The 15,621-nt window shown below is 62.1% G+C and carries 13 protein-coding genes; 8 read left to right on the forward strand and 5 right to left on the reverse strand.

Features of this window, described 5'->3' with window-relative positions; translation table 11 throughout:
• Positions 1-3: 3 nt before the first annotated feature.
• From infB to ACB031_RS05510, 6 genes are all read left to right on the forward strand, one after another.
• Positions 4-2,706 (forward strand): translation initiation factor IF-2, encoded by a 2,703-nt coding sequence (gene infB, locus ACB031_RS05485; protein ID WP_005298153.1) that lies wholly within the window; start codon positions 4-6, stop codon positions 2,704-2,706.
• Between the two features lie 55 nt (positions 2,707-2,761).
• Positions 2,762-3,196 (forward strand): 30S ribosome-binding factor RbfA, encoded by a 435-nt coding sequence (gene rbfA / locus ACB031_RS05490; protein WP_005298154.1) that lies wholly within the window; start codon positions 2,762-2,764, stop codon positions 3,194-3,196.
• A 1-nt stretch (position 3,197) separates the two neighbouring features.
• Positions 3,198-4,148 (forward strand): tRNA pseudouridine(55) synthase TruB, encoded by a 951-nt coding sequence (truB, locus tag ACB031_RS05495; protein ID WP_201970679.1) that lies wholly within the window; start codon positions 3,198-3,200, stop codon positions 4,146-4,148.
• A 143-nt stretch (positions 4,149-4,291) separates the two neighbouring features.
• Positions 4,292-4,561 (forward strand): 30S ribosomal protein S15, encoded by a 270-nt coding sequence (rpsO, locus tag ACB031_RS05500; protein WP_005298162.1) that lies wholly within the window; start codon positions 4,292-4,294, stop codon positions 4,559-4,561.
• A 167-nt stretch (positions 4,562-4,728) separates the two neighbouring features.
• On the forward strand, positions 4,729-6,867 hold the full coding sequence (gene pnp / locus ACB031_RS05505; RefSeq protein ID WP_005298164.1) for a polyribonucleotide nucleotidyltransferase: 2,139 nt from the start codon (positions 4,729-4,731) through the stop codon (positions 6,865-6,867).
• A 129-nt stretch (positions 6,868-6,996) separates the two neighbouring features.
• The gene (locus ACB031_RS05510; protein ID WP_260753089.1) at positions 6,997-8,214 is read left to right on the forward strand and encodes an MFS transporter; all 1,218 of its coding nucleotides are present in this window, start codon (positions 6,997-6,999) and stop codon (positions 8,212-8,214) included.
• Here ACB031_RS05510 and ACB031_RS05515 read toward each other — a convergent pair.
• The gene (locus ACB031_RS05515; RefSeq protein WP_010633118.1) at positions 8,208-9,290 is read right to left on the reverse strand and encodes a protoglobin domain-containing protein; all 1,083 of its coding nucleotides are present in this window, start codon (positions 9,288-9,290) and stop codon (positions 8,208-8,210) included. The genes ACB031_RS05510 and ACB031_RS05515 overlap by 7 nt on opposite strands.
• Positions 9,291-9,424: 134 nt before the next feature.
• Positions 9,425-9,778 carry a DsrE/DsrF/TusD sulfur relay family protein gene (locus ACB031_RS05520; protein ID WP_336288824.1) on the reverse strand — a complete coding sequence of 118 codons (354 nt, stop codon included), beginning with the start codon at positions 9,776-9,778 and terminating at the stop codon, positions 9,425-9,427.
• A gap of 177 nt (positions 9,779-9,955) precedes the next feature.
• Between ACB031_RS05520 and ACB031_RS05525 the strand changes: the two genes are divergently transcribed.
• A complete protein-coding gene (locus ACB031_RS05525) occupies positions 9,956-10,330 on the forward strand; it encodes a DUF1090 domain-containing protein (protein ID WP_010633120.1) in 375 nt (124 codons plus the stop codon).
• Between the two features lie 68 nt (positions 10,331-10,398).
• Here ACB031_RS05525 and fumC read toward each other — a convergent pair whose 3' ends face one another.
• The 3 genes from fumC to ACB031_RS05540 form a co-directional block, all read right to left on the reverse strand.
• On the reverse strand, positions 10,399-11,793 hold the full coding sequence (gene fumC, locus ACB031_RS05530) for a class II fumarate hydratase (protein WP_336288825.1): 1,395 nt from the start codon (positions 11,791-11,793) through the stop codon (positions 10,399-10,401).
• A gap of 73 nt (positions 11,794-11,866) precedes the next feature.
• Positions 11,867-12,595, reverse strand: coding sequence for a dipeptidase PepE (gene pepE / locus ACB031_RS05535; RefSeq protein ID WP_279485384.1), 729 nt, complete (start codon positions 12,593-12,595; stop codon positions 11,867-11,869).
• Between the two features lie 317 nt (positions 12,596-12,912).
• Entirely contained in the window at positions 12,913-14,277 is a 1,365-nt protein-coding gene (locus ACB031_RS05540) for an endonuclease/exonuclease/phosphatase family protein (protein WP_005298178.1), read from the reverse strand.
• Between the two features lie 140 nt (positions 14,278-14,417).
• Between ACB031_RS05540 and ACB031_RS05545 the strand changes: the two genes are divergently transcribed.
• Entirely contained in the window at positions 14,418-15,266 is an 849-nt protein-coding gene (locus ACB031_RS05545) for a patatin family protein (protein WP_216973287.1), read from the forward strand.
• Positions 15,267-15,621: the final 355 nt, after the last annotated feature.

Raw genomic sequence — 15,621 nt, forward strand, 5'->3', positions numbered from 1 at the left:
TGAATGGCAGAAGTATCAGTCAAACAACTTGCCACTGACATCGACACACCGGTTGATCGTCTTCTCCAGCAGTTTGTCGATGCCGGTATCAGCAAGAGCAAGGCCGACGACATGGTCAGCGAGTCTGAGAAACAGACTCTGCTGACTCACCTGAAGAAACAGCATGGAGGTGACGAGGTCGCCGCACCTGCCCGCATGACCTTGCAACGCAAGACCAAGAGCACCATCAGTGTTCAGGGGACTGGCGGCAAGAACAAGGAAGTGCAGGTAGAAGTGCGCAAGTCTCGCACCTATGTAAGACGCTCGGCGCTGGAAGATGAACAGCGTCAGGCGGAAGCCGAGGAAAAAGCGCGTTTGGAAGCAGAAGAAAAAGCTCGTCGCGAAGCCGAAGAGAAGGCTCGTCTCGATGCTGAAGAGAAGGCTCGCCGTGAGGCTGAGCAGGCTCGTCGTGAAGCTGAGGAAAAGGCGCGGATCGAGGCACAACAAAAGGCTCGACAGGCTCAACAGCCCGCCAAAGCAGCCAGTAGCACAGCTCAGCAAGAGGCAGAAAAGATGGCCAAGCGCGAAGCAGAAGAACTGAAGCGCCAACAGGAACAAACAGCTTTGCAAAAGGCTGAAGAACTCGCCGCCAAGAAAGCCGAAGAGGCTCGCGTCATGGCGGAACAGAACGCAGCCCGCTGGGCTGAAGAAGAAGCCGCTCGCGCCAAAGAGAGCAGCGATTACCATGTGACCACCTCCAAGCACGCCCAGGCTGCTGAAGACGAGCTGGATCGCAAGGAAGAGACCAGCCGCCGTACCGCTGCTGCTGCCAAGGGGCCGAAGAAGGCCGGTCGCCGCGACGACGATCGCAACGACCGCAACTCCCGTGACCCGCGCGCTCGCAAGGGCAAGCGTGGCAAGGTGGCTACCCCGAACGCGATGAAGCACGGCTTCAACAAGCCGGCTGCCGCCGTCAACCGTGACGTCATCATCGGCGAGACCATCACTGTGGCAGAGCTCGCCAACAAGATGGCCGTCAAGGGTGTTGAAGTCATCAAGGTGATGATGAAGATGGGTGCCATGGCTACCATCAACCAGGTGATCGACCAGGAGACCGCTCAGCTGGTCGCCGAGGAGATGGGTCACAAGGTGGTGCTGCGTCGTGAGAACGAGCTGGAAGAGGCGGTGCTGTCCGATCGTGACGAGACCTCCGAAGCCAAGCCGCGCGCGCCGGTCGTGACCATCATGGGTCACGTTGACCACGGCAAGACCTCGCTGCTGGACTACATCCGTAAAGCTAAGGTGGCTGCCGGTGAAGCCGGTGGTATTACCCAGCACATCGGTGCGTACCACGTACAGACCGACAGCGGCATGATCACCTTCCTGGATACCCCGGGTCACGCGGCGTTTACCTCCATGCGTGCTCGTGGTGCCAAGGCAACCGACATCGTGGTGCTGGTCGTTGCAGCAGACGACGGCGTGATGCCGCAGACCATCGAAGCCATCCAGCACGCCAAGGCTGCCGGTGTGCCGCTGGTTGTTGCGGTCAACAAGATCGACAAGCCGGAAGCGGATCCGGATCGCGTCAAGACCGAGCTGGCCCGCTACAACGTCATGTCCGAAGACTGGGGTGGTGACTGCCAGTTCGTGCATGTCTCCGCCAAGTCTGGCGAAGGCATCGACGACCTGCTGGAAGCCATTCTGATCCAGGCTGAAGTCCTGGAGCTGAAAGCCGTGGTTGACGGCATGGCCAATGGCGTCGTGATCGAGTCCTTCCTCGACAAGGGCCGTGGTCCGGTTGCCACCGTGCTGGTACAGGAAGGCACCCTGCGTCAGGGCGACATCGTACTGTGCGGTCTCGAATACGGCCGTGTCCGTGCAATGCGTGACGAACTGGGTCGCGAGATCAAGGAAGCGGGTCCGTCCCTGCCGGTGGAAATCCTCGGCCTGTCCGGCGTTCCCTCTGCCGGTGACGAAGCCACCGTCGTGCGTGACGAGAAGAAGGCCCGTGAAGTGGCACTCTATCGTCAGGGCAAGTTCCGCGAAGTCAAGCTGGCTCGCCAGCAGAAGGCCAAGCTGGAGAACATGTTCGCCAACATGACCGAAGGCGAAGTGTCCGAAGTGAACGTGGTGATCAAGGCCGACGTACAGGGTTCCGTGGAAGCGATCTGCGATGCGCTGGTCAAGCTCTCCACCGACGAAGTGAAGGTGAAGATCGTTGGTTCCGGCGTGGGTGGTATCACCGAGACCGACGCCACTCTGGCGGCCGCGTCCAGCGCCATCCTGGTGGGCTTCAACGTCCGTGCCGATGCCTCTGCTCGCAAGGTCATCGATGCCGAGAGCCTGGATCTGCGTTACTACTCCGTCATCTATGACCTGATCGACGAAGTGAAGCAGGCCATGAGCGGCATGCTGGCCCCCGAGTACCGTCAGGAAATCATCGGTCTGGCCGAAGTGCGCAGCGTCTTCAAGTCACCGAAGTTCGGCGCCGTTGCCGGCTGTATGGTTACCGAAGGTGTGGTCAAGCGTTCCAACCGCATTCGCGTTCTGCGTGACAACGTGGTTATCTATGAAGGCGAGCTGGAATCCCTGCGTCGCTTCAAGGATGACGTCAACGAAGTCAAGAACGGCTACGAGTGTGGTATCGCGGTCAAGAACTACAACGACGTACGCGAAGGCGACCAGATCGAAGTTTACGAGACCGTTGAAATCCAACGGACTCTGTAAGCCAAGAGTCAGATTAAATAGGGGGCCGCGGCCCCCTTTTATCGCAGGATAGAATATGGCCAGAGAATTTAGCCGGACCCGTCGGGTCGGACAGCAGATCCAGCGCGAAATCGCGCTCATTCTGCAGCGCGAGGTAAAAGACCCGCGCATCGGCATGGTGACCGTTTCCGATGTGGAAGTGTCCCGTGACCTCAATTACGCCAAGGTGTATGTCACCTTCTTGCAGCTGGAGAATGATGCCGAGCGCATCAAGGAAGGGCTCAAGGCGCTGACCGAAGCCGCCGGCTACATCCGCAGCCTGCTGGGCAGCGCCATGCGCCTGCGCGTGGTGCCCGAGTTGCGCTTCTTCTATGATCAGACCCTGGTTGAGGGGATGCGCCTCTCCAACCTGGTGACCAACACCATCCGCGAAGACAAGCGTCGCATGGCCGAATCCGGTCGTGAAGAAGACGAAGCCGCGCCGGATGACACTACTGAGGATAAAGCCTGAGATGTCTCGTAGACGTCGTTTCAAGGGCCGTGACGTACACGGTATCCTGCTGCTGGACAAGCCGACCGGCCTGACCTCCAACGATGTGTTGCAGAAGGTCAAACGGATTTACAACGCCGCCAAGGCAGGTCATACCGGTGCTCTGGACCCGCTGGCAACCGGCATGCTACCGATCTGCCTCGGCGAGGCCACCAAGTTCTCCCAGTATCTGCTGGAGGCGGACAAGCGCTATGAGGTGACCGCCAAGCTGGGCGAGCGCACCAACACCAGCGACTCCGATGGCGAGGTGGTCTCCACCCGTCCGGTGAACGTGGCCGTGGGTACCCTGATCGAGGCGCTGGACCAGTTCCGCGGCCCCATCATGCAGGTGCCGTCCATGTATTCGGCCCTCAAGCACAACGGCCGTCCGCTCTACGAATATGCCCGTGAAGGCATCGAGATCGAGCGTGAAGCCCGTCCCATCACCGTCTTCGAGCTCAAACTGCTGAGCTTTGAAGGGGATGAGGTGCGACTTGAAGTGCACTGCAGCAAGGGTACCTACATTCGCTCCCTGGTGGACGATCTGGGGGAAGTGCTGGGCTGTGGCGCCCACGTCACCCAGCTGCGCCGCACCCAGGTAGCCAGCTACCCCTATGAGCGGATGCTGACCCTGGAGCAGCTCGAGTGCATCTTCGAGCAGGCCAAGGCCGAGAGCATTCCGCCGCGCGAGCAGCTGGATCCCCTGCTGCTGCCGATGGATACCGCGGTGGCTTCCCTGCCCGAGGTGAACATGCTGGCTGCCGTGGCCGCCTATGTGAACCAGGGCCAGGCCGTGCAGGTGGCAGGTAGCCCGCAGAGCGGCCAGGTCCGCATGACGGTCGGCTCGGAGCGCGAATTCATCGGGGTTGGCGAGATCGACGACGAGGGACGCGTCGCGCCCAAGCGTCTGGTGCGCTACCACGACGAGGAGTGATCCTCCGGCGGTATCAGGTTGCTTGCCCGTTGCGCGTCTTTATCGTTGCGAAAAGGGGCGGGGACGATTATGATACCGCCCTCATTTCACGGCTGAATTAGAGATTGGCTGTGAACCTTTAAACACTCTACTGGAGTATTACCATGTCTCTAAATGCTGAGATCAAAGCTCAAATCGTTGCTGACAACGCTCGTTGCGCCAACGACACTGGCTCCCCCGAAGTGCAAGTTGCCCTGCTGACTGCCCAGATCAACCATCTGCAAGGTCACTTCAAGGAGCACTCCAAGGATCACCACGGTCGTCGCGGTCTGCTGCGCATGGTTTCCCAGCGTCGTAAGCTGCTGGACTACCTGAAGCGTAAAGACGTTCAGCGTTACGCTGCTCTGATCGCCAAGCTGGGTCTGCGTCGTTAATCGACCATCAGATTTCGCGAAAAAGGGGAACCTCCGGGTTCCCCTTTTTTATTGCACGTCAGGCTGTTGCCGCCCTCACAGAATTTGTGTCACTGCTTACCTTTTGCATCGAATCAAGTATACTTGCACGCGAATTTAAAGCGCCAAATTGTAAAAAGGAAATTCACGTGAATCCTATTGTAAAGTCATTCCAGTACGGTCAACACACCGTCACTCTGGAAACCGGTGTGATGGCCCGTCAAGCCACTGCGGCCGTCATGGTCAGCATGGACGATACCTGCGTATTTGTGACCGTCGTTGGCAAGAAAGAGGCCGATCACGGCCGTGATTTCTTCCCGCTGACCGTCAACTACCAGGAGCGTACCTATGCTGCTGGTCGTATCCCGGGTGGTTTCTTCCGTCGTGAAGGTCGCCCGAGCGAAGGCGAGACCCTGATCTCCCGTCTGATCGACCGTCCTATTCGTCCGCTGTTCCCGGAAGGCTTCCTCAATGAGGTTCAGGTGGTTGCCACCGTCATGTCCGTGAACCCGGCCGTCTCTCCCGACATCGTTGCCATGATCGGTGCCTCCGCGGCGCTGGCCATCTCCGGCATCCCGTTCGGCGGCCCGATCGGTGCAGCCCGCGTGGGTTACATGAACGGTCAGTACGTGCTCAACCCGACCACTACCGAACTGCCCCAGAGCGATCTGGATCTGGTGGTTGCCGGTACCGCCAACGCGGTGCTGATGGTGGAATCCGAAGCGGCCATCCTCTCCGAAGAGGTGATGCTGGGCGCCGTGGTCTTTGGTCACGAGCAGATGCAGGCCGTCATCAACGCCATCAACGAATTCGCTGCCGACGTCGGCACCAAGCCGTGGAACTGGACTGCGCCTGCCGTCAACGAAGCGCTGAAAGCCAAGGTTGCCGAGCTGGCGACTGCCGAGCTGGGTGAAGCCTACCGCATCACCGAGAAGGCCGTGCGTTACGAAACCATCGGTGCCATCAAGGCTCGCGTGGTTGAACAAGTCATCGCTTCCGGCGTGGAAGAAGATGCCAAGAAGATCGGCGAAGAGTTCCACAGCCTGGAAAGCCGCATCGTCCGTGGTCGCGTCGTTCGTGGCGAGCCGCGTATCGATGGTCGCGATCCTGAGATGATCCGCGCCCTGTCCGTCGCCACCGGCGTACTGCCGCGTGCCCACGGCTCCGCCCTGTTCACCCGCGGTGAAACCCAGGCCATGGTCGTTGCAACCCTGGGTACCGAGCGTGACGCCCAGAACATCGACGAGCTGACCGGCAACCGCGCCGATCGCTTCATGCTGCACTACAACTTCCCGCCATACTGCGTCGGTGAGACCGGCATGATGGGCAGCCCGAAGCGCCGCGAAATCGGTCACGGTCGTCTGGCCAAGCGCGGCGTTGCCGCCGTGATGCCGAGCGCCGACGAGTTCCCGTACGTGGTGCGCGTTGTGTCTGAAATCACCGAATCCAACGGCTCCTCCTCCATGGCCTCCGTCTGTGGTTCCTCCCTGGCGCTGATGGACGCCGGTGTGCCGATCAAGGCCTCCGTCGCCGGTATCGCCATGGGCCTGGTGAAGGAAGAAGAAGGTTTCGTCGTGCTGTCCGACATCCTGGGTGACGAAGATCACCTGGGCGACATGGACTTCAAGGTTGCCGGTACCACCGAAGGTGTGACCGCCCTGCAGATGGACATCAAGATCGAAGGCATCACCAAAGAGATCATGGAGATTGCACTGAAGCAAGCTCGTGGTGCTCGCCTGCACATCCTGAAAGTGATGGACGAAGCCATCCAGGCGCCGCGTGCCGAGATCTCCGATTTCGCCCCGCGCATCCACACCATCAAGATCAACCCGGAGAAGATCAAGGACGTCATCGGCAAGGGTGGTTCCGTGATCCGCGCCCTGACCGAAGAGACCGGCACCAACATCGAGCTGGATGATGACGGTACCGTCCGCATCGCCGCCGTTGACGGTGACGCCGCCAAGGAAGCGATCCGCCGCATCGAGGCCATCACCGCCGAGATCGAAGTGAACCGCATCTACGAAGGCAAGGTCGTCCGTCTGGCCGACTTCGGCGCCTTCGTCAACATCCTGCCGGGCAAAGACGGTCTGGTACACATCTCCCAGATCACCGATGCACGCGTGCAGAACGTGGCCGACTACCTGAAGATCGGTGACGTGGTGAAGGTGAAGGTACTGGAAGTGGACCGTCAGGGCCGCGTACGTCTCTCCATCAAGGAAGCGAACGCCCCGACCGAAGCTGCCGCCGCTCCGGCTGCCGTTGCCGTTGAAGAGCCGGCTGCCGAATAAGTCGCCGAGCCGTGAAAAAGCCGACCTCAGGGTCGGCTTTTTTTATATTTGTGGCCTGATGTTGTCTCTCTTGAGGCCCCTTGTTATAACGAAAGGCTTCTCGCGCGACGGGCAACAAGGAGCAGTGTGATGTCGTGGGCCCTCCTCAGGCAGTTTCCTCCCCTGGTCTGGACCGTGATCCTGGGCACTTTCATGGTGCGCACCAGCTATTACATGGTCTGGCCGTTTCTCTCCATCTTGCTCTATCGGGAGTATGGTCTCTCGGCGACCGCCATCGGCGCCATGCTGGGGGCGACCGCCGCCATCTCCACTCTGGTCAGCTTCTATGGTGGCTGGCTCTCCGACAAGCTGGGGCGGCGCAACATCCTGCTGGCGGGCTGCCTGGTCTCCGTGCTCTGCTATGGTCTGCTCGGCTTTTCCCACTCTGTGTTCTGGCTCGGACTCGGGGTGCTCGGCAGCGGCCTCTCCTCCGGTCTCATCGATGCGCCCGGCAAGGCGTTGATGGCCGACAGCCTGGCTTCGGCCAAGGCCCGCGAGCTGGCGCTGCACCTGCGTTACTTTCTGCTCAACCTGGGGGCGGCCCTCGGCCCCTTGCTGGGGGTGACCCTGGGCATCAATGCCCAGCAGCAGACCTTCCTGCTGCTCAGCGGCAGCTATCTGCTGCTGGGGGCTGCCTTCCTCTGGGGATTTGCGCAAGGGAGGGTTGCGGCGACCCGTGGCAACGAGCTGGGCTTGCGGGTGGCCATCAAGGTGCTGTGGCGGGATCGGGGCTTCTTGCTGCTGGTGCTGGCCAACCTGCTGATGAACCTGGTCTATTCCCAGTTCCACTCACCGCTGGTGCAGTACCTGACCCGGGCCGGGACCCCGGAGGTGGCGAGCCTCATCGCCATCCTGGTAGCCACCAATGCCCTGACCGTGGTGCTGCTGCAGTTTCCCCTGCTGCATCTGCTGGCCCGCTGGCCGGGCAAGGTGCGCCTGCAGGTCGGCATTACCCTGTTTCTGGGGGCTCAGGTGCTGTTTGCGCTGGGGGATCCGCAACAGTGGTCGCACTGGATCGGTGCCGTGCTGATGTTGAGCGTGGGGGAGACCATACTGTTCCCGCTGCTCAACGTGCTGATCGATCAGATGTCGCCCCCGCATCTGAAGGGGAGCTACTTCGGGGCCGGCGCGCTGGCCGGGCTGGGTGGCGCCATCGGCGCCATGCTGGGAGGCTGGATCCTTGCCCAGTGGAACGGGCAGCTGCTCTATGCGTTGATGGCGCTGCTCTGCCTGCTGACCTTCCTGCTCTATGAGTGGGGCGCCCGCATTCCGCGCCCCGAGCTGGCCCGGGCCAACCCGGGTCAGTGAGTACCTTTCTGGGCGACCTGTTTCATCGCCTTCTTGGCGGCATACATGCGCTCGTCCGCCAGCCGGATCAGGCTGTTGCCCTCGTCGAACTGCACCGGCCCGGTCTGCACCAGCCCTATGCTGAGGGTCACGTCACCGGTCCGTTCGGCCAGTGTCTTGTTGAGACGGGGCAGGAAGACGTCCCTGGCCTGATCCTCATTGCAGTTGGGCAGGATCAGGCAGAATTCATCCCCGCCGTAGCGGAAGCAGCTATCTTCCACCCGTGACACCTGGCGAATGCAGTCGCCGACGATGCGCAGGATCTCGTCCCCGCGCTGATGGCCCTGGGTGTCGTTGATCTGCTTGAAGTCATTGATGTCGAGGTAGGCGATGACCACAGGCTCGGAGCGACGCTGGCAGGTGCGCAGGGTGCGGGTGAGGTTCTCCTGCAGATGGCGCACGCTGAGCAGGCCGGTGAGGGCATCGGTCCGGCTCATCTCCTCCAGCTGCTGGGTGCGTTCGCGTACCTTCTCCTCCAGCGCCTTGGCGTAAAGCTCGGATTTCTCCTTGGAGGATTCGATCTCCGACACCAGGCTGCGGATATAGGTCTCAAACACCAGGGTGATGTCGAACAGGAACAGCTTGTCGAGGGCGGTGAGCATGGTGACCCGCTCCTGCTCGCTGGGGATCTGGGTGAAGATATCCTCGATGAGCAGCCCTTTCAGGGTGTTGATGGCGGCCAAGTAGAGCTTGGGTTCCACCCCAATCCGCTTGTGCACCAGCCCGATCCGCAGCCGGTTGTTGACGTACTCCAGGTCATACAGGCCGCTGAACAGGTCGAGAATGTAGCGGCGCTGGGCCGCCCGCAGCCGGGTCAGGGTGTCGGCGTCGCCGATCAGCAGGGCAATCTCGGTGATCCCGGTCTGCAGGGTGTAGAACTTGTCGACCAGGGCGTCGATGTGGGGCTCGATCTTGGGACGATAGCTGGCGAGCAGGAGGAAATCCTGCTCGTCCAGCAGCAGCAGCTCCTTGCGATGGGCGATTTCGAACTCTGTGATCCGCATCTGCTCCAGCAGCGTCTGTTCGGTTGGGTTCATGACAGTTTCCCGAGCAAAAATGAAGGCGCACACATTGTTATGTAATTGACAGTGTAGACATTAACAGCCGGGAGCAGGTTTTCAAATGGCGCAGTGTTGTGACAGATCAACTCTGCGCCCATTTTTGCCTTGTGCTAGAAGGTGAGCACCTTGTGGGCGGCCAGAGTCCACTGGGCCAGCAGCGGCAGGGTGCCGATCTCGATCCCCTCGATCAGCGGCAGTGCCGTGATGCCGCGGGCATCGGTACAAGTCTTGCAAAGGCGGATGCTGACCCTCTGGGCCAGCAGGATCTCCAGCATCTGGCGCAGGTTGTAGCCCTCGGCCGGGGCCTGGCCCGCCAGGGCGGCGCTGACCGCATCGGACATCAGAAACAGTTTCAGGCTGGTACCGCCCTGTTCGCCCAGGGCGATGGCCAGGCGCAGGGCATTGAACAGGGATTCGCTGCCATAGGGGGCGCCGTTGGCGATGATGACAATCTCTTGATTCATAACAGACTCCTCATGAAAGTCGCCATTGTAGACCCAGCAGCCCACCATTGGCGTGACGTCGCACAAACTCTGTCGTAGCGGTTTGCCTGCGCCTTGACCCGGCCGGCCGAGTACGGTCTGATAGGCGGCCATCAAACATGACAGGGGAACGAGGTCGTTATGTGGAAGGTTATCGGAATGAGCATGCTGCTGTTGGCCGGTCAGGCCTATGGCAGTGAGGCCGTCGGTTGCAAGGCGCGCCAGCAGGCCGTCAAGGAGCAGCTGGCCATTGCCAAGGCGCACGACAACGGGGACCAGGTGGCCGGGCTGGAGCGGGCCCTGCGCAATATCGAGACCCACTGCACCGATGCGGGCCTGTTCAAGGAGCAGCAGCAGCGGGTGGCCGAGCTCAAGGAGCAGGTCAACGAGCGGTTAGTCGAGCTGCAGAACGCCCGGGTGACGGGCAAGCCCGACAAGATCGCCAAGAAGCAGGCCAAGCTGGAAGAGGCCCAGACCAAATTGCTGGCCGCCCAGCGCGAGCTGGACGCACTCAGCAAGCTGATCAAATCCTGATTTGTCGATAAAAAGAAGCCGGCGCAGCCCGGCTTCTTTTTTTATCTCGTCTCTTCCGCCAGGGTGCTTCAGCTGCCGCGCCGGCCCACCATGTCGGCCGGCACCACCCAGGCATCGAACTGCTGCGCCGTCAGGTGACCGGAGGCGATGGCCGCCTCCCGCAGGCTGAGCCCCTCATGGTGGGCCCGCTTGGCGATCTCTGCCGCCTTGTCATAGCCGATATGAGGGTTGAGCGCCGTTACCAGCATCAGGGAGCGGGCCAGCAACTCGTCGATGCGGGGCTGGTTCGGGCTGATGCCGACCGCGCAGTGGTCGTGGAAGCTCTGCATGCCGTCCGCCAGCAGCCGCACGCTCTGCAGAAAGTTGTGGGCGATCATCGGCCGGAACACGTTGAGCTCGAAGTTGCCGCTGGCGCCGCCGATGTTGATGGCGACGTCGTTGCCCATCACCTGGGCGCACAGCATGGTGAGCGCCTCGCACTGGGTCGGGTTGACTTTGCCGGGCATGATGGAGGAGCCGGGCTCGTTCTCCGGGATGAGCAGCTCGCCGAGCCCGCTGCGGGGGCCGCTCGCCAGCCAGCGCACGTCGTTGGTGATCTTCATGAGGGAGGCGGCCAGCGTCTTGAGGGCGCCGTGGCCATGCACCAGGGCGTCGCTGGCGGCCAGCGCCTCGAACTTGTTGGGGGCGCTCACCAGCGGCAGGCCGGTCTGCTCGGCCAGGGTGGCGGCCACCGCCTCGGCAAAGCCGGGCGGGGTGTTGAGGCCGGTGCCGACGGCGGTACCCCCCAGCGCCAGCTCGCATAGATGAGGCAGGGCGGCCCTGATATGGCGCTCCCCCTGCTCGAGCTGGGCCACCCAGCCGGAGAACTCCTGCCCCAGGGTGAGCGGGGTGGCATCCTGCAGATGGGTGCGGCCTATCTTGACGATGTCGTCGAAGGCAGCCGCCTTGCTGGCCAGGGTGGCGCTCAGGGTGGCCAGGGCGGGCAGCAGTTGCCGGGTGAGGGTGGTGACGGCGGCCAGGTTCATGGCGCTCGGGAAGACGTCGTTGCTGGACTGGCTCTTGTTCACCTCGTCGTTGGGGTGCACCAGCCGCCCCTCGCCGCGGGGGCCGCCGAGCAGCTCGCTGGCCCGGTTGGCCAGCACCTCGTTGAGGTTCATGTTGGTCTGGGTGCCGGAGCCGGTCTGCCATACCCGCAGCGGGAACTCCTCATCATGCTGGCCGCACAGGATCTCGTCGGCGGCGCTCATGATGGCCTGCGCCGTGCGGGCGGGCAGCAGCCCCTTGGCGTGGTTGACCCTGGCACAGGCTGACTTGATGCGAGCCAGGGCGTGGATCAGCGCCATCGGCTGGCGCTCGCCGGAGATATCGAAGTGCTGCAGGGAGCGCTGGGTCTGGGCTCCCCACAGCCGGTCGGCCGGTACGGCTATCTCGCCGAAGCTGTCGTGTTCACTCCTGCTCTTCATCTCGTTCTCCCTTCATTGCGAAAAAGGGGCGACATCCTGCGCCCCTGTCGAATTATCCGCCGGTCAGTGCCATTCAGCCGCGGGGGCGAAACGGCGTCAGCTCGGCCAGCGGCGCCACCGTGCTGAACTCCTGGGTGGTCTCGGCGTGCTTGAAGATCTTGAAGCCTTCGCCGCGGGCGCTCCAGTACTCGATCTGCTCACCACTTACCTGCAGCAGGCTCGCCTCGCGCAGGGCCACCACGTGCTCGCTCGGGTTGATGGCGCAGAACTCGGCCAGGCGCTCGTCGCGGGTCTCCCCCATGTGGCCGCTGATGCTGGCGTCCAAGTAGTGGGGGTTGATCTGCAGCGGGAACAGCCCCAGCGCCGGCAGCACGGCGGCGCTGCAGACCGGCATGTCATTGGTGGTGCGAATGCTTGGGGTCGCCACGTTGCAACCGGCGCTCCAGCCCACATAGGGCACGCCTCGCTCGCGCACGGCGCGCTGGATGGGCACCACCAGGCCGTTTTCGTGCAGCAACTGGTTGAGGCGCCAGGTGTTGCCGCCGCTGATGAAGATGGCCTCCGCCTGCTGGATGGCGTCCACCGGATCGTCGAACTGATGGATGCTGATGGCCTCCACTCCCAGGCTCTCGCTGAGCTCCAGGGCTCGGGCATCCCAGTCGCTGCGGATCACCGCGTAGGGGATGAGCAGGATGCGCTTGACCTGTTTACGGGCGAGCAGGGTCTGCACCCGATCCCGGGCCCAACCGAGCAGGCCCGGGCATTCGGTGGCTTTGCCGTTGCTGAGAAGAAGCAGTTCCATGAAGCGTGTCCTCGATAAGTGAAAGCGCGAAGAGGTCACCGGCCCCGGCCGGCTGACGGAAGCCCCCATTCTAGCCCGATCCGGCGTCGGGTTCTGTGATCGACTCGCCATGTACCCTGATGAGACCGATTTTTAACCAAAGAGAGGCCAGGCACTGCTGGGCCTGCGACAGGCGTCATGGTGCCGAACGGGTGGGTGCCGGGGACGATGAGGTGGCAGATCAGAGGAGATCCAGGGGTCAGGGGCCTCTTTGAATTTCGTCGGCGGCCACAAAAGCACAAGGGGGCCCGCAGGCCCCCTTGGTCTGCCTGGCACGATCAGTCGAGCTTGAAGTCGACCCACACCAGGCGGTGATCCGAGCTGACTCCCTTGGCGATGCCGAGCTTGGCGTCATACACCAGGTGGTAGCCCGGCTCGAAGCTGGCCGGCCAGAACACGCCGGAGGCGACCGCATTCAGGTTGGCGGAGGGCAGCACGTGGTCGAGTTGCAGGCCGCTGCTGCTGGTGATGCGCTCCGGGGTGGGACGGTTGTTGTTGCGCTTGCACTGATCCGGCTGGCTGGCGAGGCACTCGGGGCCGCCCTGGCTGACCGGGATCAGGGCGCCGTTGGTGACGGCCTGATTGACCAGCACATGGTTGTGCAGATCCTGAATGGCGGTGAGGTCGCCATCGCCAATCTGGGGATCGGCGTTGAGATCGCCGGCGATGACGAACTTGGCGCCCGCGGGCAGGCCACCGGCCTTGCCGGCGTCATCCACCATGTAGCTGGCGGTCTCCACGTAGTCCTGCCAGAAGGCGACTTCGGCCCGGTTGTGCTTGACGTTGTGGCGCGCCGCGTTGCCGAAGATGGGCGGGGTCGGGTGGGAGATGAGGAAGTGGATCACCTCCTCCTTGTTGCCGCGCTTGATGCGCACCGGCACGTCGGCGTGGTTCTTGGACGAGAGCGGGAAGGCCTGCCAGGCGGCGTCGTCATACCAGGCATCGCCGCACTGGCGGCCGGCCGGGATCGGCGCCTTGGCATTGTTGCAGTCGTCGATGACGGGGTTCGTTTCGCCCGGCATATCCTTCCACTTGAATTTCTGGAAGGTGCGGATCTGTTTGGTATCGATGGGGTACTGGGACATCACGGCGAAGGCGTACTGGCCGTGGTAGTTGCCAAAGCCCCAGGCGTCGTCCGGCCCGTTGTTGACCTTGCCGTCCAGGTTGAGGTCATGGCCGCTCATCAGGCCGGTGTTGGTGGCGAAGTTCTGCAGCACCGGGTAGCTGATGGCCTTCACCTCGTCGTGCTGGGCGTGGGCCAGGTAGTTGTCGTTGAAGGCTTTGAGGTCCTTGGTGTCGCTGCCCTTGCCGTCATTGTCGAATTCGTTGAGCAGGAAGACGTCGGGTCGGGTGCGCTGGATGATTTCGGCGATGTTGCGGATCTGCTGCACGTCGAGGGCCTTGGTCTTCTCGGCGCCGCTCAAGGTGCCGTCGGCGAGGCGGGCCAGCAGGGCGTCCTGCTCGGTGCGGCTCAGAGCCAGTTCACCGGCGAGCATGCCGGCGGCGGTGCGATCGAAGGAGAGGTTGAAAGTAGCGAAGCGAACCATGGGCGTCGGGGTCTCGGAGTCATTCTGGCTGTTACAGCCTGCCATCAATCCGAGGGAAATGGCAGCCGCGAGCAGGGACTTGCTGATATTTTTCATTGTAATATTCCGTAGCATCAATAAGTTATACCTTGCTCATGGGGAGCGAAGGAGGGCCCATTATAGGGATCCCGGCAGGCAGCCGGGCTCTGAATGGGCCAAAGTGTGAGACCATTCACAGAGCAAAACGGGGAGGCGAGATGAGTCGGCGACAAACGGCCCTGGTGGTCGAGGGGGGCGCCATGCGCGGCATTTTTGCCGCCGGGGTGCTGGATGCGTTTCTGGCCAAGGGGCGCACGGCGTTTGATCACTGCATCGGGGTATCGGCCGGGGCGGTCAATCTGGCGGCCTTTCTGGCCGGCCAGCAGGGGCGCAACCACAACGTCATCACCGACTACTCCTGCCGTCCCGAGTTCATCAACCTGGCCAAGTTCGTGCGCGGCGGTCACTGGCTCGATCTCGACTGGCTGTGGGCGATCACCATTCGCGAGTGCCGGCTCGATCTGGCGCGCTTTGCCGCCAACCCGGTGCCGCTGACGGTGGTGACCACCCGGGTCACGGACGGTCAGGCCGCCTACCTCAGGGCCAATGCCGCCGAGCTGGAGCAGCAGATCAAGGCCTCCTGCTCGGTACCGCTGGTCTACCGGGACTTCGTGCGCATCGACGGGGAGGCTATGACGGACGGCGGGGTGGCCGACTCCATTCCGGTGCGCCACGCCTATGAGCAGGGGGCGCGCGACATCACAGTGGTGCTCTCCCGGCCGCTGGGCTATCGCAAGCGGGCGCCGCGCCTGCCTGCCCTGCATCGCTACCTGCTGCGCGAGACGCCGGCGCTGGCTCGCGCCAGCCTGTCGCGCCATCAAAGCTACAACGATGCCATCGACTTCATCCGCCAGCCGCCGGCCGATTGCCGCATCCGGGTCATAGTACCGCCGGCACACTTTCGGGTCGGCCGCATGACCACCGACCGGGCGAGGCTGGAGCAGGGTTACCGGATGGGCTGGCAGGCAGCCCTCGACTATCTGGCGGCGGAGCCGGTGCCGGCCTGAGGAGATTCGGTCGACCATAGGCAGCGTCGCTGGGACGAGATGCAAAGCACCGGGGCAACCCGGTTTTTTTGTGTCTGCGCCATCCCGGAACCCGGCCATGGCGCATCGGCTTATTATGTGAATAAATAATTGTTTGCGATATTTTCGGCGAAGTGGTCACTATTATTCCGTTGAGCCGCTATCACTATTAAGCTCTGCTAAATAATGGCTGAGTCAACTTGTGACCAAATAAAATAATGGCTAGGGAACTTTTTGGAAAAAGGGTTTTTTGTAACCGCTTTAATATTCATTATTTTGTTTTTATTCATATAGATAAATGTGAATTGCTTATGCGGTAAAGATTATTAGCGCAGGG

It is taken from the genome of Aeromonas sp. S8(2024) (assembly GCF_041403085.1).
Classification (GTDB): Bacteria; Pseudomonadota; Gammaproteobacteria; order Enterobacterales; family Aeromonadaceae; genus Aeromonas; species Aeromonas dhakensis.

Excerpts from the sequence above, each read along its gene's own strand:
- infB (WP_005298153.1), top strand. The coding sequence starts at position 4 with ATGGCAGAAGTATCAGTCAAACAACTTGCCACTGACATCGACACACCG.
- rbfA (WP_005298154.1), top strand. The coding sequence starts at position 2,762 with ATGGCCAGAGAATTTAGCCGGACCCGTCGGGTCGGACAGCAGATCCAG.
- truB (WP_201970679.1), top strand. The coding sequence starts at position 3,198 with ATGTCTCGTAGACGTCGTTTCAAGGGCCGTGACGTACACGGTATCCTG.
- rpsO (WP_005298162.1), top strand. The coding sequence starts at position 4,292 with ATGTCTCTAAATGCTGAGATCAAAGCTCAAATCGTTGCTGACAACGCT.
- ACB031_RS05510 (WP_260753089.1), top strand. The coding sequence starts at position 6,997 with ATGTCGTGGGCCCTCCTCAGGCAGTTTCCTCCCCTGGTCTGGACCGTG.
- ACB031_RS05515 (WP_010633118.1), bottom strand. The coding sequence starts at position 9,290 with ATGAACCCAACCGAACAGACGCTGCTGGAGCAGATGCGGATCACAGAG.
- ACB031_RS05520 (WP_336288824.1), bottom strand. The coding sequence starts at position 9,778 with ATGAATCAAGAGATTGTCATCATCGCCAACGGCGCCCCCTATGGCAGC.
- ACB031_RS05525 (WP_010633120.1), top strand. The coding sequence starts at position 9,956 with ATGAGCATGCTGCTGTTGGCCGGTCAGGCCTATGGCAGTGAGGCCGTC.
- fumC (WP_336288825.1), bottom strand. The coding sequence starts at position 11,793 with ATGAAGAGCAGGAGTGAACACGACAGCTTCGGCGAGATAGCCGTACCG.
- pepE (WP_279485384.1), bottom strand. The coding sequence starts at position 12,595 with ATGGAACTGCTTCTTCTCAGCAACGGCAAAGCCACCGAATGCCCGGGC.
- ACB031_RS05540 (WP_005298178.1), bottom strand. The coding sequence starts at position 14,277 with ATGAAAAATATCAGCAAGTCCCTGCTCGCGGCTGCCATTTCCCTCGGA.
- ACB031_RS05545 (WP_216973287.1), top strand. The coding sequence starts at position 14,418 with ATGAGTCGGCGACAAACGGCCCTGGTGGTCGAGGGGGGCGCCATGCGC.